Below are 25,149 nucleotides of genomic sequence, written 5' to 3'. Positions count from 1 at the left end.
AACACGGAAGTTAAGCTCTTTAGCGCCGATGGTAGTTGGGGGCTTCCCCCTGTGAGAGTAGGACGTCGCTAGGCAATGGAAACAGTCAGCTGAGTACTGGCTGTTTTTTTATTGTTAAATAAACTATCGGTATAGGTTAAAGTGCTATATCTTCTTGGTCGCTTCAATCCCTCAAACTCAATTGTTCAAATGATGTAATTAACCATCGACAAGAAATTAAAACTGTTGGCAATTAAACAATGAAAGAGCAACTACAAACCATTATAGTTTTTGTAGTTGCTCTTTTTTCTATTTGTTATGTTTATGTTTGTTACTGTACTCTATCCAGAAGTCAGCATTTTCAATGCCTACTTCTCGCGGATCAAAAATCGGATCGAGCCCAGCCTTCTTTTGACGGTCGTAATCACGCAAAACTTTTATAGCTGGTTTTGTTAATAGGACAATGGCGATAAAGTTCAAATAACTCATACTGCCGAATCCGATATCTCCAAGACCCCACATCAAACTAACAGATTGAACACTTCCAATATAAACTACAATTAAGAAGACTAATTTTAAAACTAATTTTAATATGGGGTATTGCAGTTTTTTATCTAAATATACGATGGTAGTTTCTGCGATATAGTAGTAGGCCATTAAAGTTGTAAATGCAAAAAGGAAAATGGCTATAGCCACGAAACCACTACCAAAATCATTAAACACAGTAGAGACTGCCGCTTGTGTATAAGCAGTACCTGCCACAACGCCAGGAATGTTTTCAACTAGAGGTGTTGTTGCTCCAGGGGGTGTTACATTATACATACCTGTAATTAAAATCATTAGAGCAGTTGCTGTACACACGATAATAGTATCAATGTAAATAGAGAAACCTTGTACTAATCCTTGTTTAGCTGGATGGGATACTTCAGCAGCCGCTGAACTGAATGTTGCTTCACCAGCTCCAGCAACATTTGAAAATACTGAACGTCTTACACCCCAAGCGATGGCAGTACCAATTATACCTCCAAATATTTCGTTCGTACCAAATGCGCTTGTAAAGATTAGTTTAATCAAATTAGGAAGTTCACTTATATTAGCACCTAAAATAATAACTGTTAAAAGAACGTAGGCAAGCGCCATGATAGGCACAATTTTATCAGCAACACGAGCAATACGTTTAACACCACCAAAAATTATTAGTCCTAAAAGGGCAACAATAATTATACCCGTTATAAATGGAGGAATATTAAATGCTGTATTAAATGAAGTGGCAATTGTATTTGCTTGAATACCGGGTACTAAAATGCCATAAGAAATACAAATAACAAGTGCTACAAAAATAGCGAAACCTTTAAGTTTCAAACCTTTTTCAATATAAAACGGTGATCCACCACGATATTGGTTATCTGCTTTTTCTTTATAAACCTGTGCTAGTGTTGATTCAATGAAAGCGCTTGCACCTCCAAGAAACGCCATCACACACATCCAAAAAACTGCACCTGGTCCACCCGCTGCAATAGCAGTAGCCACCCCTGCGATATTACCAACCCCAACACGTCCAGATAATGCCATACAAAAAGCTTGGAAAGATGATATTCCTTCATTTGATTCTTTTCGTTCACGCAACAATCGTATCATTTCTGGAATATAACGGAATTGTACAGCTCTGGTCAGAACAGTAAAATACAATCCTACACCTAATGCTAAATAAACGAGTGCATTTCCCCAAATGTAATCGACTAACGTATTAATGATTGCTTCCATATGATTTCCCCCTTGAACAACTAATTCTTTTTTTATGTTCATAAATTCCTTGCGCTCTTGGCAATTCCCTAAGATTGTATACTTCCATTTCCTACTAAGATTGTTTTACTACATAGCTATCGTTAGGGATTACTCAAGCTTAAATTTATGAATTGAAGATAATAGTTAAAAAATACCTCCCTTCAAAATTTCCCTCCCTTATAATTCTTAATGCATTTTTTATGCCATAAAAAAATGCTCTTCATCTCTTGATTACTCACTTCACTCCGAGAACGCTTTACGGGGGCGTCTAAAGCAAAATATCAAAAAAATCTTTTTCTTATAAACCTAAAAAAAATCCTTTTCTCCGTGTTATGAGAAAAAGATTTTTAATAGGTTGTTATGCTGTTTACGCTGACTCGAATGCTTGCAGCGTGTAAATGTAACACAGTGTAATATTCTAATTGCTAAATGTTATACACTTTTTGTTTTGTCTAAAATACTGACAGTTTTATTTGATAACTTTTAGAAATGACTCTGTCCAAATTTTTTTCAATTGTTGGCGACCTGCTAGAACTTCTGGATGGAATTGAATATGTGCGTTAGCCCTTGTAGTCTCTACATCTTCAATAGCGCGTTGAATTTCTTGCTTTGTAGTGCCAGTATTTAATTTATATGCGATTGTAAGCGCAGCAACTTTGCCTTGTGCTAATGCAACTTTTGCTCCTTCAATACCAGTAATATTGCCTGCAACATGTAGTCCCTCTAAGTTAGTTTCCATTTGCTCATTATGTAATGGGATAAATCCACCTAATTGTTCAATATAATGGAATGGACAACCTGCTAAAGAAGCAAGTTCTGCTAAAGGATATAAACCGCCAGCTATACAAACGAAATCTGCTTTAATGCGTTTTTCGCTACCAGGAACGATGGAGCCATCAGTATTTACTGTTGCAATGACTACACCTTCTACTTGATCTTTGCCAACTATTTCAACGACTGCTTTTCGTAACATAATTGGAATATCCCACATTTTTACTCCATTTTTTGGATAGAAGGTAATACCTAACTTCTTCATAAATTCATTTTTCATAAATTTACTTCCGATTTTAACAAGGGGGGAGGGGGCCATATGAGATACATGTAGTAAAGAATTCATGACCTCTAGAGGGTTTCCACTAGCCTCTGTTAATAAGTTGGTAGCGGGTAATGTGATAGCTGCTACTTGAACGCCTGCGATTTGTAATTCCATCGCGATGGCTGAGGAAAGTACGTTAACACCAATAATAACCCCACGTTTGCCAGGCTTTACACGATGTACATTTGTCATTACTTGTGCAGCCCCTACAGACATTACACCAGGAAGTGTCCAACCTGGAATTGGGAATGGAGATTCAGCGGCACCTGTAGCTAACAGAAGCTGCCTTGTACGAAATACACCTTTATTTGTATGGACGGTCCACTCTTGCTCAATTTTTTCTAAATCTGAAACGCTCGTTTGTAGTAAAAGTTCGACATTGAGAGCTTTTGCACGTTCAAATAAACGCTTGGATTCTGCAATGCCATTCCACCATTTCCCTGGACTTTCTTCATATAATTGTCCAAGTAAGCGTCCTCCTGCATATAAGTATTCATCAATGACAAGAACAGCTATATTTTTTTCTGCTAATGTAATAGCGGCAGAAAGTCCAGCAGGACCAGCACCAATAATAATCACTTTATTTCCCATTGTTTTTCCTCCAGTCACGGACCGACGTAGGAAGTGTCTTACCACTTTTCACAACTATGCCATCAGAGACAGGGGTTATACATGCGCGTTCGCCTTCTAAGCCGTTGACAGTGACGCGACACTCAAAGCAGTGACCAATATTACAGTAGATGCCACGAGGTTGACCTGTTTCTTCATGGACACGTAAGGTGCGAATACCATTTGCAAGTAAAGCAGCTGCTAAGGATTCACCTTTGTATCCCTCATATTCTTGGTCATCAAAAATGAAAGACACTTTGTCTTTTGAAGGGAAAACTCCTAAAACAGGGTGATTCATAATACGTTCAGTCATTATTTAACCTCCCCTAATTCGGCAAACCGCACAGGACGAATTGGTGCCTGAAATTTTAATGAAATTTCGCTGTCTAGGCGTGGGTGATGTTTGTGTGCGATGTGATCGACCATTGTACGACAAGTACGACCACCACAATAGCCCATGCCTGCCCGCGTTCGTAGCTTAAGTTCACGAGCAGAGCAATTAGTTTCAGATGCTACTTCTACAAGTTCATCGTAGCTAACTTCTTCACAACGACATACAATCATAGATTTATTTTGCATAACTACACCCCTAATTAAGGAATTTTATTTACATATTAGTTACTGCAAGAACTGTGCCATGAAGCGTTTTTGGATGTACATTAATGGCTTGACGCATTTCAAAAGAAAAAGTGTATAAAATTATTTACATTAATTTTAAAAAATTAGACATCAATGTTTAATTTTTTCAATCGATTGTATAATGTTGCTCGAGTAATGCCTAAATTTTTGGCACATATTTTTTTATTACCATTTACTAAGGCAAGCTGCTCTAAAATAATTTCACGTTCATAATGCTCGAGTTGATTGCTTAGTTCCGTCCCTTGTGGAAAATCCTTTCGTACTTCAAGTTTTTCACTTTTTGGAACGGCTGCTAAAATATCTGCAGGTAAATCTTCTATATGAATTGCCCCTTCATCAGAAAAAACAACGAGGCGTTCAATAACATTACCTAGTTCACGAACATTTCCTGGCCATTGATATTGCAAAAGAATATTCGCAATTTCAGGCGGAATTCCTTGAATAGGTCGATTGTATTTAATGGATTTCTCATATAAAAAGTAGTTACTAATCTCCAAAATATCAGAAGCTCTTTCTCGAAGTGGAGGTACTGTGAAATTTACGACATTTAAACGATAATATAAATCTTCTCTGAATTTTCCTTCCTTCACTAATTGCTTTAAATCCCTATTAGTAGCAGCTACTAAGTTAAAATCGACATCCATTTCCTTCGTGCCGCCCACTGCATAAAATGTTTTTTCCTGCAACAATCGTAAAATCTTTACCTGCATATCTAAAGGCATTTCTCCAATTTCATCTAAAAACAGTGTGCCTCCTCGTGCAAGCTCAACTTTTCCTTTTTTTCCTTTTTGATGCGCTCCAGAAAAAGCTCCTTTTTCATAACCAAAAATTTCACTTTCGAATAATCCGCTAGGGATGGCCCCGCAATTGATAGCTACAAATGGTGCATCTGGTTTTTCACGAATCGCGTGAACTGCGCGTGCGAAAAGCTCTTTGCCGACGCCACTTTCGCCGTAGATTAAAATATTTGCCTCAGTTCTTGCCACTTTATTTACTTTTTCAAGCACCTTTTTTAGTGTGGGGCTATTACCACGAATAAGTGTAAATGGGTCGTAGGCTAAACCGTTAGTATTCATCTGTTTCTCTAAATTTAATAATTTTTCAGAAGTAATATGAAGTTCTTCGTTTAATTTTTTCACATGGGTAATATCTGTTTCGGCAACGACTGCGCCTATCGTTTGATCGTTTAACATGACAGGGTTGGAGTTGATCATTACAACAAGGTCTTCACGCGGAAAATGCTGTTGCTGATAAACGGATTTTCCATGCTGCAATGTATGTAAAATTTCAAGTTGATCTTCCTTAAAAAAATCCGTGATTGGCTTTCCAATAATATTTTCCCCAGATACTGAAAAAATACTTTCGGCTCCTTTAGTCCAATAAATAACGTTTTGATGACGATCAATTACAGTACAAGATTCATTAATCGTTTCTAAAATGGTGTTTAAATAGGAGTTTAAACACTCTAATTCATAAGCCAGATCGTACAACAAGGATTCTTTTGATAAATATCCTATATATTGCTTTGTTTCATCACGTATAAGTAAGAATTCATATTCCTCCAAATAATCAAGTACTGTTTTGATTGGGCAATCCATGCGGACAATTTGACAGGCTATATAGTTAAAATCACTTTTTCTTTTCCCTCGTTTCACTGCATAAGGTTTCTCATTTTCAATGACAAAGTACTGTAACTTGTCATCGTTAAGTATAGTCACAACATCCTCTATCGGGATAAAAGCCAAATTCCGTTTTAACATTTTATTCATAATTAAATGGTATGGATGCAAAATATATCCCCCCTAATCATTCATTTGTCCAATTCTTTTGAATAATATAAATAATTTTGACACATAGTGCATCGTTTATCAAACAAATTCCGAATAGATACATTGGCACGTTTTTTGCAGAATGTTAAGTGCTAGCAAAAAGGGGGGAGAGTCTTGGAGAAATCACATCAGGATATCGTAGTTATTGGCGGTGGCATCATCGGCGGGGCAATTGCTTATTACTGTGCAAAGGCCGGTCTAGAAGTAACGGTACTCGAAAAAAATGAATTGGCGAGTGGTACATCTTCTCGCTGTGATGGAAATATTTTAGCTATAGATAAGGATCCGGGCTTTGACAGCCAGATGTCATTAGTAAGCCAGCAATTAGTACATGAGTTAGATAAAGATTTGGAAATTAAATTTGAATATCGCAACCCTGGAAGCATTCTTGTTTGTGAAAGTGATGTAGAAATGGAAGCCGCTCAGCAATGGGTAACTCGTCAACAAGAAGCGGGTTTGGATTTTAATATGTTAGATCGTGCGGACTTGCGAAACGAATCAAAATTTTTCGCAGATGATTTATATGGTGGCTTGGAGTGTAAAACAGATTCAACGGTGAATCCGTATATGCTGACATTTTCTATGTTCCATTCAGCAGAAAAGTTTGGTGCAAAAATACGAAAACATACAGAAGTAAAAAACATTAAGAAACAGCCAAGTGGCACGTTTTTAATCGAGACTAACGAAGGTATAATGACAGCCAATAAAGTTATTAATGCTTGTGGTATTTGGGCACCGACAATTGGACAAATGCTCGGTGTTGATGTACCTATTAAACCACGTAAAGGTCATATTATCGTTGCATCACGTCAGCAACCAGTAGGCCTAAGAAAGGTAATGGAATTCGGTTATTTGATTTCTAAATTCGGCGGAGAGCGTATGGTGGATGCGGATATCGAAAAATATGGAGTTGCTTTAGTATTTGAACCGACAGAAGCACAAAACTTTTTAATAGGGAGTAGTCGCCAATTTGTTGGCTTTGATACGAAAGTAAATCATGATGTCGTGAAAATGATTGCCAGACGTGCAGTACGCTTTTATCCGAAAATTGCCGATATGTCGGTTATTCGTACATATGCGGGGCTAAGACCATGGACAGAGGATCATTTACCAATTATTTGCGAAGTAGAGGAGGTACCAGGCTTCTACATAGCGGCAGGGCATGAAGGGGATGGTATTAGCTTAGCGGCAGTCACAGGAAAGCTTGTGCAAGAATTGCTACAACACAAAGATACATGTATTCCTACTGAGCCAGTAAATATAAATCGATTTAAGAAAGGAGTAATCCACATATGAAATTTCAAAAGTTATTTACAACAATTGATACCCATACAGGTGGAAATCCAACGCGTTCACTCATTAGTGGCATGCCGCCGCTTGAAGGTGAAACGATATCTGACAAAATGCTTTATATGCAAAAGCACTTTGACTGGATCCGAAAATTTCTTATGAACGAGCCTCGAGGCCATAGCGTCATGTCAGGTGTTATTATTACGGATCCTTGCCATCCAGAAGCTGATTTAGGTGTTATTTATATTGAAACGGGTGGCTACTTACCGATGTGTGGGCATGACACAATAGGCGTTTGTACAGCACTTGTTGAATCGAATTTAATTGAGGTTCAAACCCCTTATACACATATTAAATTGGACACCCCAGCAGGTTTAATTGATGTGAAAATTAAAGTAGAAGATGGCGTGGCTAAGGAAGTAACGTTTAAAAACGTACCTTCTTTTCTATTAAAGACAGTTGAAATTGAAGACACCGAACTCGGTATTGTTGAATGTGAAATTGCGTATGGTGGTAATTTTTACGGCATTATAGATGCTAGAAAAATAGATCTAGATTTAACAGCAGAAAATGCTACGAATATTATTAATACAGGTATTCGTCTTCGCAATGCCGTGAATGCCAAGGAAGAGATCGTACATCCTGAGTTTTCGTTTATTCATGGGTTAACGCATATCGAGTTTTATACAGATCCAGTAAATGAATTAGCGGATTTAAAAAATACAGTCGTTGTACCGCCGGGCGGCATTGATCGCTCGCCATGTGGTACAGGTACTTCAGCTAAAATTGCGACTCTTTACACGAAAAATGAGCTTGCTATTAATGAACCGTTCATTTATGAAAGTATTGTAGGTACATTGTTTCAAGCGCGTGTACTAGAGGAAGTAGCTGTTGGTGATTTAATAGCTGTTATCCCTGAAATAACAGGATCCGCATGGGTAATGGGTATGCATCGATTCTTTTACAATGATCAGGACCCGTTAAAAGAAGGCTACCTGATGATTCCACCAATGGATCACTAAAGGAGGTTAGATATATGAACTATCATAAATCTTTTCAAACGATTGATACACAGGTAGTCGGAGAAGCCTTTCGTATAGTCGTGCAATCGCCTATCGTAATTTCTCAGGAAAATATAGTGGAAGCGGCTAATGCATTAAATACACAATTTGAAAATACAAAACAACTTCTATTAAATGAACCACGTGGGCATCGTGGTATGAACGGATGCATTATCTTGCCATCAGCTGTTGCATCATTCCGTTTATTATTTTTCCAGCATGATGCTTCTACAGATTTTAAGTATGAGGCACTTGTAGCTACGACGACAGCATTAATAGAGCTTGGAACAATTGAAGTATCAGAGAGTGATATGTATACGATTGAAACAGTAAAAGGTATTTACAAAGTAAATGTACAACTTTCGGAGAAAAAGGATGAAGTATTGTCAGTTCATTTAACAGTGAAGCCAGCGCTTGTAGAAGACGAGTTTGTAGTGGTAGATGGTGAGCGACGTTATATTGTTTTAGAAAAGCCTGAGCAATTAAAGGCACTTGTACTAGATGAACTAGCAGATATTAGTACATGGGGAGCAAACAAAAGTACAAAATATAGTACAGCTGATGGTGTCATTGTGTATGAAAAAGTAGGGAGCGAAGTGCGTTCGGTAACATTTGAACGTGATGGCTATATTCTTCGCTCGCCAAGTGTAGATAGCACACTTGCATTAGTAGCAGTCTTAGGCGATGAAGCTGTGCAAAAAAACAACAGTATTTTTTGCAGCTGTATTGAAATTGCAAGCAAAAATGAGGTTGGCTACGAACTTGCATTAACAGGATATATCACAGGAATCCATCAATTTGTAGTAGACAGGGAAGATCCACTACAACGAGGATTTGTCATTGTGTAAATACAAATTAAATTCGGACGTTTTGTTTATCTGTCCAAAAGCGAAGATCAGCGGCAATTGTTTTCTGTAGCGAAAGCAAAGCGGCAGCAACAAATGTTTTCTGTGCGAAAGCGAAGCGGCAGCAACAAATGTTTTCTGTGCGAAAGCGAAGCGGCAGCAACAATTACGCCAAGGCGAAATTTATATTACTTAGGAGGAAAAAAGTATGAAAAAATTAGAAGGTGTATTTCCAGTATTAGTAACACCGATGTTAAACCAAACAGACATCGATTGGGATGGCTTCCGTCAAAATATCGAGAGTTTTATAGAAACAGGCGTAACTGGTATTGCCATTAACGGTAGTACAGGTGAATTCGTAAGTTTATCTAAAGAAGAGCGCTTCAAAGCTGTAGAAGTAGCAGTTGATCAAATTAAAGGTCGTATTACATTAATTGTTGGTACGGCTGCAGAAACAACAGCGGAGGCAATCGAATATACACAACAGGCTGAACAAGCAGGAGCAGATGCAGCTTTGCTCATTAACTCTTATTACGCACACCCAAAAGATGAAGAAATCTATTTACACTTTAAATCAGTTGCAGAATCAGTAAGCTTCCCAATTATGATTTATAATAATCCATTCACTTCTGGTGTGGATATTGGCATAGAAACAATATTAAAAGTAGGCCGAGATGTACCAAACATTACACATATTAAAGAATCTAGCGGTAGCATCGGCAAAGCGCGTGATATTGCACGTCAAGGGCAAAACAATATTAAAGTATTCTGTGGTTCGGAAGATTTAGCGATTGAATCATTCCTTGTTGGTGCTGTTGGTTGGATTTCTGTATCAGGAAATATTGTGCCTGAACTTGTAACGGAATTGTATAACAATGTAAAAGACGACAATCTGGATGAAGCGTGGGCTATTTATGATCGTTTATTACCATTATGTGCATTTTTAGAAGGATCAGGTAAATACGTACAAATTGCAAAGCGTGCAATGGAATTAAAAGGTTGGGCGGGCGGACCTTGCCGTTTACCGCGTCTTCCATTAACAGAGGAAGAAGATGCACAACTAAAAGCAATCATGGCTGACTTAGGCGTACTGATAGCCGAACATAAATAATTTTTATGAGAAAAGGAGTGTCGAATATGGAGGCAGTATTAACACTGAAACCGAAAGTAAAAGAATTTTTACAATCGACAATTGGTTTATATATTAATGGTGAATATGTACATTCTCAATCAGGTAAAACTTTTGAAGTATTAAATCCGGCAAACGAAGAGGTAATTGCAACAGTACATGAAGCACAAGCTGAAGATATCGACATAGCTGTGCTGGCCGCACAAAAAGCATTTGATGATAAATGGTCTATCATGGATACAGCAGAACGCTCACGTATTATTTATAAATTTGCAGACTTACTCGAGGAGCATCGGGAAGAACTAGCACAACTAGAATCATTAGATAATGGTAAACCATACAAAACAGCCTTAGCTGATGATGTGGACGGTACTGTACAACATTTTCGTTACTATGCAGGATGGGCAACAAAAATTACAGGAAAAACAGTGCAAGTATCAAAGGATTACTTAAATTACATTGTCCATGAGCCAGTGGGGGTTGTGGGGCAAATCATTCCATGGAATTTTCCACTTGCAATGGCTGCATGGAAATTAGGCTCGGCATTAGCGGTAGGTTGTACAGTTGTTATTAAGCCGGCAGCGGAAACGCCATTATCGTTATTGTACGTAGGTCAATTAATGAAACAAGCTGGCTTCCCAGATGGTGTTGTGAACATCGTACCAGGCACTGGTGAAGCAGGTGAGGCTGTTGTTACACATAAAGGTGTAGCCAAGGTGGCATTCACTGGATCAACAAAGACTGGAATTCACGTCATGAAAAAAGCTGCAGACGATGTGAAAAGTGTAACATTGGAGCTTGGGGGTAAATCTCCAGCAATCGTTTTACAAGATGCAGACGTAGCAGAGGCAATAGAAGGAACATTTGCTGGGACAATGTATAATCACGGACAAAATTGTAGTGCATGTACAAGAGTCTTTGTACACAGTAGCTTATACGATCAATTTGTTGAGCGACTTGCAGAAAAAGCAAAAGCATTAAAATTAGGACCAGGGCTAGATCCGGAAACAGATATGGGTCCACTTGTTTCACAAAAACAACTGAATACAGTACTTGGCTTTATTGAAAAAGGAAAAGAAGAAGGTGCACGTCTAGTAGCGGGTGGGGAGCGTGAATTTAACAAAGGTTATTTCGTACAACCGACTGTATTTGCTGATGTACAGGATGATATGACAATTGCTCGTGAAGAAATTTTCGGACCGGTTATGTCCATCTTCTCATTCGACACAGTAGAGGAAGTGATTGCTCGTGCAAATGATAGTAAGTATGGACTTGCAGCAAGCATCTGGACTGAAAATGTGAAAAAAGCACATTATATCGCTAGTAAGCTACAAGCAGGAACCGTATGGATTAATGATTTCGGTTTAGAGTGGGAAACGATGCCATTCGGAGGTTACAAGCAATCAGGTGTCGGTCGTGAAATGGGCGGTGAATATGGCTTGTCTAACTATACGGAAGTTAAAAGTGTCTTCGTAAATATGAAGCAAAACTAAGCCGATTCCTTTAATATAGGCTCATCATCAAAAGTTGGGGATGACATTTGTTAAAACGGATGCCATGTATATAAGGTGATTGTAGTGAGGCTGGGCCGCCCCTAGGAAATCCCTTAGTCGGAACGGAAATCAACCCAACGTTATGTTGGTGAGCCTTAATTTATAGGAAAAGGAGCTACTAAATTGAGAGTAGCCCCTTTTAAAATTGAATCATTTTACGTCTTGTAGATGACGGAATGTTCATTTCTTCACGGTATTTTGCAATTGTACGACGTGATATTTCAATACCAAGTGTAGTGTTGAAATGCTCGGCAATTTTTTGATCTGAGAAAGGCTTCTTTTTATTTTCAGTTTTGATATAGTCTACTAAAAGCGATTTTACCTTTACTTGTGAAACGCTGTTTCCATTTGCTGTTTGTAATTTAGAAGTGAATAAATCTCGAAGTTCAAATGTCCCATAAGCCGTTTGTACATACTTATTCGTTGTGACCCGGCTAACTGTCGATTCATGTACTTCAATTTGTTCAGCAATTTCACGCAATGTAAGAGGCTCTATAGAATCAAAGCCATGTATAAAAAAGGCTTTTTGCTTCTTAATAAGTGCCTTCATGATTTTGATAATTGTAATTCGACGCTGCTCAATACTGTTAACTAGCCATTGATAATCTGATAAATATTTTTTAAAATAACTCTTTTCAGAGGAATTGGCAGTAATATATGGTGCATAATCCGCATGTATATTGATTTTTGGCAAATAATAATCATTTAATGAAAAAGTGATAGAGCCATCAACGTTATCAACAATAATATCAGGTGTATTATGATGTACAGCTTCCTGATGAAACAGTGAGCTAAGTTTAGGTTGCAAAGTTTGGATGAATTGATAAATTTCTTGCAATTCATAAAGTGATATATCTAACTCATTAGCGATTTTCTTCCATTTCTGATTTGCAAGTTCGTCAAGATAAGAGAAAATTACTGTTTCTGCATGAGCTGGACTATTTTCACGATACATTGTTTGTAATAGCAGGCATTCTTTCAAATTGCGTGCACCTATACCAAGTGGTCCGATTACTTGTAATAAGTGAATACCCTTTTCGATTTCATGGTCCTTAAAAGTCGGCGTAATTGGTTGTTCATAGTAGCCGTTGTCATCCAAATGATAAATAATGTGTTTAAGTAGTTTAATGTCTTTATCTTTATGAAAAGTTAACTTAATTTCCTCAAATAAATCATCACGAATATTTTTTTCATATTTTGTGACATGTTCCAAGATATTTGTGTGACGGCTAACACCCTTTGAAAAATGTGCACGTTCTTGGAATGCCGGTTCACTTAATTCTATTAATGGATTAATAAGCTCTTGTTCACGAATATATTGTTCTAATTCTTGTGTAGAATATTGTAGTAACTCGATGGCTTGACGAAGTTGTAAAGTCATAACTAAATTCAAATCTTGAGTTTGTTTAATAGAAAGATGCATATTAAAACCTCGATTCTCTATTTAACTTCTTCCTCCGGACACAATTATGCCGAGGCATAATTAATATACTTAAATCCATAGAAAATGATGTTAGTGACAAAAATTTTTGACATTAAAACTAAAGTAAAAAGAAACTATTAGTAAATGATATTTAAGATGTGTCCAAAATATGAACATTATTATCATGCGTGTATAAATAATGTGAAAAAATGAAAGGCATTCCATGAAATTGATCGCTCATCGCTACGGGAGAAGGCTTTCCATGGACGTGGCCTGAGCCTCCTCATCGCTCATACTTCGCTCGATGTACTTTCATACCAATCATTTTTAACCAAGAACAGATTTTAGTATTGAATCAAAATTAAAAGATTACTTTATAAAATTATAAGCTCTTTTGGTGAGTGTGTGATAACTTCAACACCGTTTTTTGTAACGATGACATCATCTTCTATACGTACTCCACCAAACTCAGGAATGTAAATACCTGGCTCAACAGTAAGCACCATATTTTCTTCCAAGATGTCTTCACATACTGTAGACATAAAAATGTTTTCATGAATATCTAAGCCAAGACCATGACCCGAGCCGTGTCCGTAATTTTTTCCATAGCCTTTAGCTTTTATGAAATCTCGTGAATAGCTGTCTGCTTCTTTTCCAGTAATACCAGCCTTCATATTAGATAGAGCTTTCTGTAATGAGTCATAAACGATTTGGTAAATTTCCTTTAGTTTTTTAGGTGGTTCACCAACTGCAATTGTTCTCGTCATATCTGAACGATAGCCTTGATAATATGCTCCAAAATCAAGTGTCAGCATATCGCCATTTTCAATGATTTTGTCAGATGCAACACCATGCGGAAGTGCAGAACGATGGCCAGAAGCAATAATTATATCGAATGCAGCTCCAGTAGCTCCGTTTTTACGCATATGAAACTCTAACTCATTTGCGATATCAATTTCTGACACTCCTGGTTTAATAAATGTCAAAATATATTTAAATGCCTCGTCTGAAATCCACGCTGCTTTCTTAATCAATTCAATTTCTTCTGGTGTTTTTATCATGCGTAAATTTTCCACAATATTAGATAGCGGCATTAATGTTGCTGTTAATTTACTAGACATTAATTGATATACCTCATAAGTAACATGTTGTTGCTCAAAACCAACCGTTTGAATAGATTCTGTGTCTAAAATTTCTTGGATTGTTTCATATAAACGGCTGCGATCGATTTCACGAACATCAAATTCTTTACTTTGGTTTGTTGCCTGCTGTGTGTAACGGAAATCTACGAGTAAAAGTGCTTTAGTTGGTGTAATTACTACTGTACCTGCACTGCCTGTAAATCCTGTTAAATAACGACGGTTTTGATTACTCGTTATGATGAGTACATCCGATTGTTGCGCTCGTAATGCTACACGTAATTGTTCTAGTAGTGACATGCTATAACTCCCCCTTTTTAAATATACTGCAAGATTTGTGCCATATTTAAGAGAGACATGGTGTAGGCATGAATATTGCATATATGTTTGTTGTACGGTACTAATCGTGCAATAAAATCAAAGGGGATATGACAATGACTAAAAAGACAAAATGGTTAGTCGTGTTATTGGGGCTGATGCTAGTTGTTTTAGTTGGCTGCTACGGCAAGGAGGATAATTCTTCTAGTAGTCCAACTGGTGGCAATAGTACGGACAAAGAGTCTACTACTGATGGCGACAAAGCTGTTGGACAGGAACTACATTTAGTGGCGGGAGGGGATTTAGCAACAATGAGTTCATTGGGGAGTGTAGATGCACTTGCAGTTACAGCAATGAACTCCGTATTTGAGGGGTTATACCGTATCGGACCAGAAAATACACCAGTGCCAGGAATGGCAGAGTCATATGAAGCTTCAGAGGATGGTACTGTATATACATTTAAGTTGCGCCAAGATGCTATGTGGAGCAATGGTACACCTGTTACAGCACATGACTTTGAATATGCTTGGAAAAGAGCTATCAATCCTAAAACGCAAGCAATTTATTCTTATTTAATGCTAGATATAAAAAATGCAGCTAGTGTTCAAAAAGAGGGCGATCCACTATATGGTAAGGTAGATGAAATTGGTATTAAAGCGCTAAACGATCACACATTGGAAGTCCAACTAAATGCTCCAATTCCATATTTCTTAAGCTTAACAACTTATGCACCGTTCTTTCCACTAAACAAAGAATTTACAGAAGCACAAGGCGATCAATATGCGTTAGAAGCAGCCAATATGATATATAATGGTCCATTCGTAATGGAATCATGGCAGCATGGTCAAGGTTGGACGTTCGTTAAAAATGGGGAATATTGGGATAAAAACAGTGTGAAGCTTACAAAAATTACACAAAAAATCGTGAAAGATACAGCAACAGCTGTCAATCTATATGAAGCGGGAGAGATCGACACTGCTGAGCTTTCAAGTGAGTATGTTGCTCAATACAAAGATAGCCCAGAATATTCAACATTTTTAAAACCGAATACGTATTTCATTCGAATGAATCATGAAAATAAAGTTCTATCAAATAAGAACATTCGTAAAGCAATCGATATGGCTTGGGATAAACAAGGCTTTGCAGATGTGATTTTACAGGATGGCTCTATTCCAGCTTATTATTTAGTACCACTTGGATTATCAACAGATGAAAAAGGTGTTGATTTCCGTGAAGGTAATGGTGATATGAATAAAACTAATGTTGAATTAGCGAAGGAAGCATGGGCTACTGGTTTAAAGGAGCTGGGGGTAGATAAAGTAAAACTAGAGTTTTTAACATACGACCGTGCAGAGTCTAAAAAAGCTGCAGAATTTATTAAAAACCAATTAGAAACAAATCTTGAAGGCTTAGAGCTAACAATCAACATGCAGCCTAATAAGCAAAAGCTAGCATTAGAAGGGGCTGTTGACTATGATTTAGACTATGGCGGTTGGGGCCCTGACTATCAAGATCCTATGACATATATTGAGTTATTCGAATCAACAGCCTACTACAACCAATCTCACTATAAAAATGAAAAGGTTGATGCTTTAATTAAAAAAGCTAAAACAACTTCTGATGTTTCTGAACGTTGGCTATTAATGCAACAAGCTGAAAAGATTATGATGGATGATTTTGCATTTGCTCCAACATTCCAAAAAGGTATAAGTCGTTTGACGAAGCCGTATGTAAAAAATTTATATGAACATCCGTTTTCAGCTGACATTAGCTATAAATGGGTTGAAATTGTAAAGTGAAAAAAGATGCTGCCTACTTAGATAGGTAGCATCCTTTTTATGTTGTTGAAAAACTATTGTGTCAATGAAATTATGGTGTCATAGTATGGTTTTTCGGCAAAACGAGGGTTGATTTCCGTTCGATTGGGCGCGTCGGGTTCAACACTATAAAAAGAATCTATAAATAGAAAACAAGAGATAAAATAGTTGTCATTATACAGCCAATCAAACCTGCTAGTAGCAGTGGATAGGTAAAGGTATAAGATGGCGCTTGTACGAATTCTAAGTTACCATCTAACTCATAGGCGTAGGTGCCGTTTTTAGTGACACGAGCAAAAAAGCGTTTAAAGCTATAAGCGATACCATTAAAAAGCCCGCCTTGCACAACAAACAGTATTGCCCCAACGATTGTAAAAGCAAGTGAAGCAAGAAAAGTATGATTAATCATAGTCAGCATTGTTATTGATTGTTTTAAGAGTAATGTATAGAGAAGAGAACATATGAACATGCAACCAGTAAACAATATAGTTGTTTTTAATTTCATAGCGGTAAGCTCTCACGGTTTGCTTGATAGTATTGGGTAAGCTCCTCTTCTGTCAGCATGACAAAATGGCCAGGGCGTACTTCAGTAAAGCTTTCACTTTCTCTATTAGTAACGTTATATTCGGCTTCATTAAAAATAATACGTTTTCGTTCACGTTCCAGTTTTGGGTCAGGCAGTGGTATAGCAGATAATAATGCCTTTGTATAAGGGTGAATAGGGTGATCATAGAGCTCTTGACTTTCTGCAAGCTCGACAATTTTTCCGCGATGCATGACGCCGATACGGTTACTAATATATTTCACCATCGACAAGTCGTGTGCAATAAATAGATATGTCAGTCCACGTTCCTTTTGTAGCTTTTTCAATAAATTAACGATTTGTGCTTGAATTGATACGTCTAATGCGGAAATTGGTTCATCAGCAATGATTAGTTCGGGCTCTACAGCAAGTGCACGTGCAATACCAATACGCTGACGTTGCCCGCCACTAAGCTCGTGAGGATAACGATTAGCATATTCTTTTGTTAAACCTACTATATTTAATAACTCATAAACTTTTGCCTTCCATTCGCTTTTCGGTACACCATGAATAGCAAGACCTTCTGCAATAATATCAGCAATTTTCATACGTGGATTTAGGGAAGAATAAGGGTCTTGAAAAATCATTTGCACCTTGTGATTAAAGGCTAATTTTTCTTGCTTCGTCTTTGCCTCATTAATATTTCTACCGTCGATGTGAATATCGCCATCTGTTATAATATTGAGTCCAATAATCGAGCGCCCTGTCGTGGACTTACCACAGCCAGATTCTCCAACTAAACCGAAGATTTCACCTTTATAAATATCAAAAGTAATGCCATCTACAGCTTTGTTGATAGCATTTTTATCTAATTTAAAATGCTGTTTTACTCCTTTTAATGATAAATACGGGTTGGTTGTATCAAATACAGGAGCTTTTTCACGTTCTTTGCGTTCAACTTGGGCTAACTGTTGATGAATTGGTATCATTTTAGGCGCTTGCTCATGTAATAACCAAGTTGCAGCATAGTGTGTGTCGCTGACCTTAAACATAGGTGGCTCCTCTAAAAAATCGATTTTGAGTGCTTGGTTATTACGAGCAGCAAAGGCATCTCCAATCGGCGGATGTAGTAAGTTTGGTGGTGTTCCAGGAATAGCGTATAGTGTGTCGGTTTCAATATCTGGGTTTGGCATTGCAGCGAGAAGACCTTGTGTATATGGATGCTGACAATGGTAAAAAATTTCATCAACTAAGCCAATTTCAATAATTTTTCCGGCATACATCACGGCAACACGATCTGCCATTTTTGCTACAACACCCAAATCATGTGTAATAAATATAATTGAAAGATTCATCTTTTTTTGAATGTTTTTTAGCAATTCTAGAATTTGTGCTTGAATCGAAACGTCTAGAGCTGTGGTAGGTTCATCGGCAATAATAATACGAGGCTCACAAGCAAGTGCCATCGCGATAACGATACGCTGACGCATTCCTCCAGAGAATTGGTGAGGATATTGTTTATATCGTATATCCGCCTCTTTAATGCCAACAAGCTGTAATAGTTCAATCACACGTTCTGTAATTTGATTACCACGTAATGTTGTATGTTTTTTTATGCTCTCTGCAATTTGACTACCGATAGTCATCGTGGGGTTTAATGCAGTCATGGGATCCTGGAAAATCATTGAGATTTCAGCTCCACGAATTGCATGTATTTCCTGCTCTCTGCACGTTAAAATATTTTTTTCATTATATAAAATTTGACCGTTTTTCAGCATTGTTGTTTCAGCAGGGTTTAATCGTAATAGGCTTTTCGAAGTAACTGATTTTCCAGAGCCCGACTCGCCAACGATTGCTAGTGTTTCACCTTCAAATAAGTCGAATGATACATTGCGTACAGCCTGAACCTCACCATTTTGTGTATTAAATGAAATACTTAAATTTTTAACTTCTAATATTTTTCTCAAGTCGCACCCCTCCTTATTTACGTGTTTTTGGATCGAATGCATCACGCAGTCCATCACCAAGTAAATTAAAGCTAATCATAATTAAGCTAATGACAATGGATGAAAAAATCATGCCATGTGGATAAATACGTAATAATTTATAAGAATCATTAACAATCGTTCCTAAGGAAGCAGTTGGTGGCTGTAGTCCTAGGCCGATAAAACTTAGTAATGCTTCAGTAAAGATAGCTCCTGGAATGGTAAAAGTAGTAGCTACAATAATCGGACCTAGTGTATTAGGAATTAAATGTTTCCAAATCAAGCGTTGGTTACTAGCACCGAGCGTCCTAGAAGCAAGAACAAACTCATATGTTTTTAGCTTTAGTATTTGTGCTCGTACGATACGAGCCATACTAATCCACCCGACGATAACCATTGCAATAGTAATAGAAATGATTCCTGGTTTTAAAATAAGAATGAGAAGAATATTAATAATTAGCCCAGGGATACCAACTAACACTTCAATAATACGTTGCATGATATTATCAGTGCGACCACCGTAAAATGCTGAAATAGCACCGTAAGCAACCCCTATAATTAAATCAATAGTTGCCGCTAAAAAAGCAATATAAAGAGAGATACGTGTACCCTGCCAAATACGTGTCCATAAATCCCGACCTAATTCATCTGTACCAAACCAAAAATATTCACTTATACCTTTTGCTTCGTATTGGTCAACGCCACGACTATCAACACCGTTCAAACCTAAGAATGAAATATTCTCAAGAACAGGAACTTTTGGTGGTAAATTTGTACGCGCAATATTTTGTTCATCGTAGCCATGACTATTCATAAATGGACCAAAAATAGCTAGAAAAATAACGAGGATAATAATACATAAACCAACAATGGCTGCTTTATTTTTGCGTAAACCAAGCCATGCATCTTGCCAAAATGATTGTTCAGGACGATACCTAAAATCATCGATAAATTCACTTTGAGAGGCAGGCTCAAATAAATCAGGAGGATATTTTTTTACCGTTGCATTCTCAGTTACTTTTGTTGTCATAAATTACTCGCCTCCTGTAACACGAATTCGAGGGTCAATGAATCCGTATAAAATATCAATAACCAAGATAACGCTTACAAAAAGAACAGCATAAAAGATTGTGGTTCCCATAATAAGTTGGTAATCATTCGTAATAATGGAGTTAACAAATTGCTCTCCTAACCCAGGGATACTGAAAATTTTTTCAATAACAAGTGAGCCAGTAATCGTATTAACTGTTAATGGTCCGATAATAGTAATGATTGGGATCAGCGCATTTCGAATTCCATGCTTTGTAATGATATAGGGATTCGACAGTCCTTTTGATCTTGCTGTTAAGATATATTCTTGATTGAGTACTTCTAACATTTCAATTCGTGTAAAACGGGCAATTGTTGCAACAACACCGACCGCTAAAGCGATTGTTGGTAAGATTGAGTATTCAAAACCATTCCAAAAGGCGATTGGTAGCCAGCCTAGTTTGACACCAACCCAATATTGTAAAAAGCCTGCAAATACAAAGGAAGGAATGGAGATACCGAGCACAGCTAAAACGGTAGCCCCGTAATCTATAATGGTATTGTGTCTTAGTGCCGCTACGATACCTAACAGTAAGCCTATTAAAGTACCGACAGTAACGGCTTGAAATCCTAGAATGGCAGAGGCGCCGATACGTTCTTGAATGATTTTTGTAACCGGACGATTATCAAGAACAAATGAAATACCTAAATCCCCTTGTACAAGATTTGTTAAGTAAATACCGAATTGGATAGGTACCGGTTTATCTAGACCGTATTTTTTGTAAAGTAGTTCTTTTTGTGTTTCAGGTAAGCGTTCATCATTAAATGGAGAACCGGGTAATGCCTTCATAAGCAAAAATGAAAGCAAAATGATAATAAATAACGTAATTATCATGTAGCCGATTCGAGTTAAGATGTACCGAATCATTGAAACGACCTCCTTATGAAATAGTTTTGTTGAATCTATTTAATTTATTTGCAATATCGATGCCAAAAGATGGAGAATCATCGAAGAATTGGATCATCACCATAGTGTGTGGTTGATTTCCGTTCCGACTGGGTGCTTTTATCGCTGCCGCTTCGCTTTCGCGCAGAGCAAAGCTTCCTGGGGGCGTCCGATGAGCACTGATCCCCAAGGAGTCGCCCCGTCCTCACTCCAATCAACTAATATACAGGGCATATATTTTAAAAAATGTCATCCACAACTTTTGGTGATGAGCCAAAGAATTAACATTTAATCCGTTCTTGATTAAAAAAGTAGATTGGTATCAAAGTACTTGGGGCGGAGGGAGGCGAGTTCTTCGGTTGCGTTGCTTTCGTCACAGAATAAGGCTCTCTGCTGTCCTCATAAGAGCAAAGTATGAACGACGAGAAGGCTAGGTCATGCCCGCTGAAAGCGTCCTATGGCAGTGGAATGTGAAATCAAGTATATATTTTGGTGAAAAGCTTATAAAATATGAAAAAAGTATTGCATGTGACATTTACTTATGATATATTTATAGATGTCTTAGAGAGGTCCCGTGGTGTAGCGGTTAACATGCCTGCCTGTCACGCAGGAGATCGCCGGTTCGATCCCGGTCGGGACCGCCATTATAAACGATAATATAGTTCTTATGATGCTTTTAAATCATAAGAACTTTTTTTATTGTTAATATAAGGAAATTAGGGATATCAATAAAATTGGTTCTATAATATTTGTTGGTGTATCCATAGATTTTTAGCTCGTTAATAAGAGTGACTATTTTATCGATTCTTCTCGTATGAAGAATTTGGAGGTGTTAGCATGCGAAATTATTTTTACATAAAACGTATGAATATAAGCATACTTATAGGTGCTATTGTAATACTAGCAGGTTGTGGAGATCCTATTTTAGACATAGAAGAGTCCAATGCGTACCATTGGCAGAAAAATATGAATGAAACAGAATTTGAAAAATTAAAAGAAGGTATGTCATATATGGAAGTGGTGAAAATTGCAGGAGGAGCAGGGGACAAAGTAGAAAAAGATCAATACCGCTGGAATGATGAAATACTTATGACAAAAACATATATAGTACGATTTAAAGATGATAAAGTGGTTGATAAAGAGGTTACTGAGATAAAGGGGCATAAAAAATAAGCTCATTTTTAATAAGTGGTTTTATCTTTATTCAGCACATAGTTTAATAACGCTAACGGTGATTTAGCCAAGGCACAATTGATTAGTAGATTCAACTTACGACTCACCCCATAACTTGTACTACTTGGAGTGAAAATATCTTCGTTTATTAAATACACAGTAATTAATATTTTGTCGACAAGCTGAAACAATTACGCCAAGGTGTAATTGTTTTTTTGAATTCCATTGGATGTTTTGAACATTTACGCTTGTTTCGGTAAACTAGAAGTAATGGAGCTAGGAGAGGAAAAAGAGATGATGTATGAAAAAATAATGAATTCACTTGATGATACTGAACATTTTGCGTTGAAGCTAGCAAGCTTACTAGAAGCCCAGGATACAATTACATTAGAGGGTGATTTGGGCGCAGGTAAGACGACATTTACGAAAGCATTAGCGAAGGGACTTGGCGTGAAGAGAACGGTCAATAGCCCGACATTTACGATTGTAAAGCAATATGAGGGGCGTTTACCATTTAATCATTTAGATGTTTATCGTTTAGCAGAAAGCGATGAGGATCTTGGATGGGACGAACTATTTTATAGTGATGCGGTGTCAGTTGTAGAGTGGGCTCATTTGATTGAACAGGATTTACCCCAGGAGCGTCTTGGAATAGAGATTTACCGAATTGGAGAAAATCAACGACGATTTGTATTAACACCTCTTGGCAAGCGATATGAGGCATTATGTGAGGAGCTAATGAAATGATTTGGTTAGGGATAGAAACAGCGAATGCACCACTTTCTATTGCTGTAATAAGGGATGGAAAAGTGATCGCAGAGATTGTACAAAATATAAAATTAACACATTCAGCAGGTGCTATGCCAGCCATTGAAGAAGTGCTAGCAAAGGCTGGCTTACAACCAAGTGAGTTGGATGCGATTGCTGTATCAGAAGGACCCGGTTCTTATACCGGTGTACGAATAGGTGTGACGCTTGCTAAAACATTAGCATGGACACTTAAAAAGCCTTTAGTTGGAATATCTAGCTTAAAGTCATTGGCTGCAAATGCATCACTATATGATGGGTTTATTTGTCCTATTTTTGATGCGCGAAGAGGAAATGTTTATACGGCTGTTTACAAAGGTTATGGGCTTGAAGCGATTATTGATGATTATCACGATCATATTGATGGCTTGTTAGAGCGTTTGCAGGCTTTAGAGGCACCGGTTTTATTTGTTGGAGTAGATGTAGATGTTTTTTGGCATAAAATCGTAGAGGTGCTAGGTGATTATGCGCAACGCACATCTTCTAGTAATGATTTACCACGAGCAAGTGAAACAGTTCGGTTAGCAACGAAAGTAGAGCTACCAAGTGTGGATGTAGTGCATCATTTTGTCCCGCAATACAAACGTATTGCAGAGGCGGAGGCGAATTGGCTGAAGGAACAAAAGGAGAAGGCACATGAGTAGTAATGTAACATATCGTAAAATGGTATCTGAAGATGTCCCAGTAGTGTATGAAATTGAGCTTGCTACATTTCCTACACCATGGACGTTAGATTCTTTTTATTATGAAGTGCATGAAAATCAGTATGCACATTATGTGCTAGCTATAGATGAATATAATAATATTATCGGTTTTTGTGGAATGTGGATGGTTATAGACGCGGCGCAAATTACGAATGTTGCTGTTATAGAGGCTGCTCGAGGTCGCGGCATTGGGGAAGGTTTAATGCGAGAGGCAATGCGTATTGCTAGTGATCATACTATGGAAGTTATGAGTTTAGAGGTACGAGTAACAAATACAGTTGCTCAAAATCTTTATCGAAAGCTTGATTTTCAAGATGGTGGCATACGTAAAGGCTATTATACAGATAACGGGGAGGATGCCCTTGTCATGTGGGTGAATTTATAATGGAAGATCGAATGATATTAGCAATAGAATCGAGCTGTGATGAAACAGCAGCAGCGGTTATTCGAAATGGCTCTGAAATTGTTTCAAATGTGGTTGCTTCTCAAATAGAAAGTCATAAACGATTTGGTGGAGTTGTACCTGAAATCGCATCTCGTCATCATGTTGAGCAAATTACAATAGTTATAGAAGAAGCATTAGCACAGGCAAATATGAAGCCAGCTGATTTAGATGCTGTGGCAGTTACTGAGGGTCCTGGTCTTGTAGGTGCATTGTTAATTGGGATTAATGCCGCGAAGGCCTTTGCATTTGCCAATAATTTACCGATTATCGGTGTACATCATATAGCAGGACACATATATGCCAATGCACTCGTGCAGCCAATGGAATTCCCATTATTAGCACTTGTTGTATCGGGTGGCCATACAGAGCTAGTTTATATGAAAGAACATGGCTCTTTTGAAGTCATCGGTGAGACGAGAGATGATGCGGCAGGAGAAGCTTATGATAAAGTTGCGCGTGTTTTAGACTTACCGTATCCAGGTGGTCCGCGAATTGATAAGTTAGCCCATGAGGGAGATGAGGCTGTATCCTTCCCAAGAGTGTGGTTAGAGGAAGATTCTTATGATTTTAGCTTTAGCGGCTTGAAATCAGCGGTTATTAATTACAAACATAATATGGATCAACGTGGTGAAGAAATTTGTCCGACTGCCGTTGCCAAAGGATTTCAGGATAGTGTAGTTGAAGTGTTAACTGCGAAAACATTACGGGCAGCTCGCGAATATAAAGTGAAACAGGTTATTGCAGCGGGAGGTGTAGCGGCAAATAAGGGCTTACGTACATCACTTGATTCTGTATTTGCGGAAGAAGGTATCCCGTTTTATGTGCCACCATTAAAGTTGTGTACAGATAATGCCGCTATGATAGGGGCAGCAGCAACACCAATGTTTGAAGCAGGTATTCGCGGTAATTTATCAATGAACGGTCGCCCAGGTATGGAGTTAAAATCCTGGGTTTAACTTCTTTCAGAAGTTAAAGCCTCCGGCGGATGTCACAAAATCGGAAAGGAGTTCTTTGTGCAAGCACAA

At 37.8% G+C, this 25,149-nt stretch carries 22 protein-coding genes, 1 tRNA gene and 1 rRNA gene; 13 read left to right on the top strand and 11 right to left on the bottom strand.

The window, feature by feature from the left end; genetic code table 11:
- Positions 1 to 74: ribosomal RNA gene (gene rrf / locus ACQKNC_RS19015) — 5S ribosomal RNA — on the top strand; the annotation flags it as partial.
- Between the two features lie 214 nt (positions 75 to 288).
- On the opposite strand, the gene ACQKNC_RS19010 is transcribed toward rrf, so the two are convergent.
- The 5 genes from ACQKNC_RS19010 to ACQKNC_RS18990 form a co-directional block, all read right to left on the bottom strand.
- Complete coding sequence (locus ACQKNC_RS19010; protein WP_427426308.1) at positions 289 to 1,743, bottom strand: alanine/glycine:cation symporter family protein; 1,455 nt, start codon at positions 1,741 to 1,743, stop codon at positions 289 to 291.
- 490 nt (positions 1,744 to 2,233) lie between these two features.
- The gene (locus ACQKNC_RS19005) at positions 2,234 to 3,451 is read right to left on the bottom strand and encodes an NAD(P)/FAD-dependent oxidoreductase (RefSeq protein ID WP_427426307.1); all 1,218 of its coding nucleotides are present in this window, start codon (positions 3,449 to 3,451) and stop codon (positions 2,234 to 2,236) included.
- Positions 3,441 to 3,782 (bottom strand): (2Fe-2S)-binding protein, encoded by a 342-nt coding sequence (locus ACQKNC_RS19000; protein ID WP_427426306.1) that lies wholly within the window; start codon positions 3,780 to 3,782, stop codon positions 3,441 to 3,443. The genes ACQKNC_RS19005 and ACQKNC_RS19000 overlap by 11 nt, the downstream gene beginning before the upstream one ends.
- The gene (locus tag ACQKNC_RS18995; protein ID WP_427426305.1) at positions 3,782 to 4,048 is read right to left on the bottom strand and encodes a (2Fe-2S)-binding protein; all 267 of its coding nucleotides are present in this window, start codon (positions 4,046 to 4,048) and stop codon (positions 3,782 to 3,784) included. The genes ACQKNC_RS19000 and ACQKNC_RS18995 overlap by 1 nt, the downstream gene beginning before the upstream one ends.
- Before the next feature lie 143 nt (positions 4,049 to 4,191).
- Entirely contained in the window at positions 4,192 to 5,877 is a 1,686-nt protein-coding gene (locus tag ACQKNC_RS18990) for a sigma-54 interaction domain-containing protein (RefSeq protein ID WP_427426313.1), read from the bottom strand.
- A 174-nt stretch (positions 5,878 to 6,051) separates the two neighbouring features.
- On the opposite strand from ACQKNC_RS18990, the gene ACQKNC_RS18985 reads away from it, so the two are divergent.
- From ACQKNC_RS18985 to ACQKNC_RS18965, 5 genes are all read left to right on the top strand, one after another.
- Positions 6,052 to 7,233, top strand: coding sequence for an NAD(P)/FAD-dependent oxidoreductase (locus ACQKNC_RS18985; protein WP_427426304.1), 1,182 nt, complete (start codon positions 6,052 to 6,054; stop codon positions 7,231 to 7,233).
- On the top strand, positions 7,230 to 8,249 hold the full coding sequence (locus ACQKNC_RS18980; protein WP_427426303.1) for a proline racemase family protein: 1,020 nt from the start codon (positions 7,230 to 7,232) through the stop codon (positions 8,247 to 8,249). Before ACQKNC_RS18985 ends, ACQKNC_RS18980 begins: the two co-directional genes overlap by 4 nt.
- A gap of 14 nt (positions 8,250 to 8,263) precedes the next feature.
- Positions 8,264 to 9,136 (top strand): proline racemase family protein, encoded by an 873-nt coding sequence (locus tag ACQKNC_RS18975; protein WP_427426302.1) that lies wholly within the window; start codon positions 8,264 to 8,266, stop codon positions 9,134 to 9,136.
- A gap of 205 nt (positions 9,137 to 9,341) precedes the next feature.
- A complete protein-coding gene (dapA, locus tag ACQKNC_RS18970) occupies positions 9,342 to 10,244 on the top strand; it encodes a 4-hydroxy-tetrahydrodipicolinate synthase (RefSeq protein WP_427426301.1) in 903 nt (300 codons plus the stop codon).
- 26 nt (positions 10,245 to 10,270) lie between these two features.
- Entirely contained in the window at positions 10,271 to 11,755 is a 1,485-nt protein-coding gene (locus tag ACQKNC_RS18965) for an aldehyde dehydrogenase family protein (RefSeq protein WP_427426300.1), read from the top strand.
- A gap of 199 nt (positions 11,756 to 11,954) precedes the next feature.
- On the opposite strand, the gene rpoN is transcribed toward ACQKNC_RS18965, so the two are convergent.
- Positions 11,955 to 13,238 (bottom strand): RNA polymerase factor sigma-54, encoded by a 1,284-nt coding sequence (gene rpoN / locus ACQKNC_RS18960; RefSeq protein WP_427426299.1) that lies wholly within the window; start codon positions 13,236 to 13,238, stop codon positions 11,955 to 11,957.
- Positions 13,239 to 13,612: 374 nt separating this feature from the next.
- Positions 13,613 to 14,677: a M24 family metallopeptidase gene (locus ACQKNC_RS18955; protein WP_427426298.1), complete on the bottom strand. Its 1,065-nt coding sequence runs from the start codon at positions 14,675 to 14,677 to the stop codon at positions 13,613 to 13,615.
- Between the two features lie 134 nt (positions 14,678 to 14,811).
- Between ACQKNC_RS18955 and ACQKNC_RS18950 the strand changes: the two genes are divergently transcribed.
- Positions 14,812 to 16,494 (top strand): peptide ABC transporter substrate-binding protein, encoded by a 1,683-nt coding sequence (locus tag ACQKNC_RS18950; RefSeq protein WP_427426297.1) that lies wholly within the window; start codon positions 14,812 to 14,814, stop codon positions 16,492 to 16,494.
- Positions 16,495 to 16,651: 157 nt separating this feature from the next.
- Here ACQKNC_RS18950 and ACQKNC_RS18945 read toward each other — a convergent pair whose 3' ends face one another.
- From ACQKNC_RS18945 to ACQKNC_RS18930, 4 genes are read right to left on the bottom strand one after another with little or no spacing between them, the layout of a single operon-like run.
- Complete coding sequence (locus ACQKNC_RS18945) at positions 16,652 to 17,017, bottom strand: DUF3899 domain-containing protein (protein WP_427426296.1); 366 nt, start codon at positions 17,015 to 17,017, stop codon at positions 16,652 to 16,654.
- A complete protein-coding gene (locus tag ACQKNC_RS18940) occupies positions 17,014 to 19,002 on the bottom strand; it encodes an ABC transporter ATP-binding protein (protein WP_427426295.1) in 1,989 nt (662 codons plus the stop codon). Before ACQKNC_RS18940 ends, ACQKNC_RS18945 begins: the two co-directional genes overlap by 4 nt.
- A gap of 13 nt (positions 19,003 to 19,015) precedes the next feature.
- Positions 19,016 to 20,050, bottom strand: a complete 1,035-nt coding sequence (opp3C, locus tag ACQKNC_RS18935; RefSeq protein ID WP_427426294.1) for an oligopeptide ABC transporter permease — start codon at positions 20,048 to 20,050, stop codon at positions 19,016 to 19,018.
- 3 nt (positions 20,051 to 20,053) lie between these two features.
- Positions 20,054 to 20,977, bottom strand: a complete 924-nt coding sequence (locus tag ACQKNC_RS18930; protein ID WP_427426293.1) for an ABC transporter permease — start codon at positions 20,975 to 20,977, stop codon at positions 20,054 to 20,056.
- Positions 20,978 to 21,563: 586 nt separating this feature from the next.
- On the opposite strand from ACQKNC_RS18930, the gene ACQKNC_RS18925 reads away from it, so the two are divergent.
- The 6 genes from ACQKNC_RS18925 to tsaD all read left to right on the top strand — a co-directional run bounded on the left by ACQKNC_RS18925 (position 21,564) and on the right by tsaD (position 25,080).
- Positions 21,564 to 21,639, top strand: a tRNA-Asp gene (locus ACQKNC_RS18925).
- Between the two features lie 193 nt (positions 21,640 to 21,832).
- A complete protein-coding gene (locus ACQKNC_RS18920; RefSeq protein ID WP_427426292.1) occupies positions 21,833 to 22,168 on the top strand; it encodes a hypothetical protein in 336 nt (111 codons plus the stop codon).
- Between the two features lie 297 nt (positions 22,169 to 22,465).
- A complete protein-coding gene (tsaE, locus tag ACQKNC_RS18915) occupies positions 22,466 to 22,915 on the top strand; it encodes a tRNA (adenosine(37)-N6)-threonylcarbamoyltransferase complex ATPase subunit type 1 TsaE (protein WP_427426312.1) in 450 nt (149 codons plus the stop codon).
- The gene (gene tsaB / locus ACQKNC_RS18910; RefSeq protein WP_427426291.1) at positions 22,912 to 23,619 is read left to right on the top strand and encodes a tRNA (adenosine(37)-N6)-threonylcarbamoyltransferase complex dimerization subunit type 1 TsaB; all 708 of its coding nucleotides are present in this window, start codon (positions 22,912 to 22,914) and stop codon (positions 23,617 to 23,619) included. The genes tsaE and tsaB overlap by 4 nt, the downstream gene beginning before the upstream one ends.
- Complete coding sequence (gene rimI / locus ACQKNC_RS18905) at positions 23,612 to 24,064, top strand: ribosomal protein S18-alanine N-acetyltransferase (RefSeq protein WP_427426290.1); 453 nt, start codon at positions 23,612 to 23,614, stop codon at positions 24,062 to 24,064. The genes tsaB and rimI overlap by 8 nt, the downstream gene beginning before the upstream one ends.
- The gene (tsaD, locus tag ACQKNC_RS18900) at positions 24,064 to 25,080 is read left to right on the top strand and encodes a tRNA (adenosine(37)-N6)-threonylcarbamoyltransferase complex transferase subunit TsaD (protein WP_427426289.1); all 1,017 of its coding nucleotides are present in this window, start codon (positions 24,064 to 24,066) and stop codon (positions 25,078 to 25,080) included. The genes rimI and tsaD overlap by 1 nt, the downstream gene beginning before the upstream one ends.
- Positions 25,081 to 25,149 lie beyond the last annotated feature (69 nt).

It is taken from the genome of Lysinibacillus sp. NPDC094177 (genome assembly GCF_050279145.1).
Taxonomy (GTDB): Bacteria; Bacillota; Bacilli; order Bacillales_A; family Planococcaceae; genus Lysinibacillus.
This window is presented reverse-complemented; position numbering and strand designations above follow the sequence as displayed.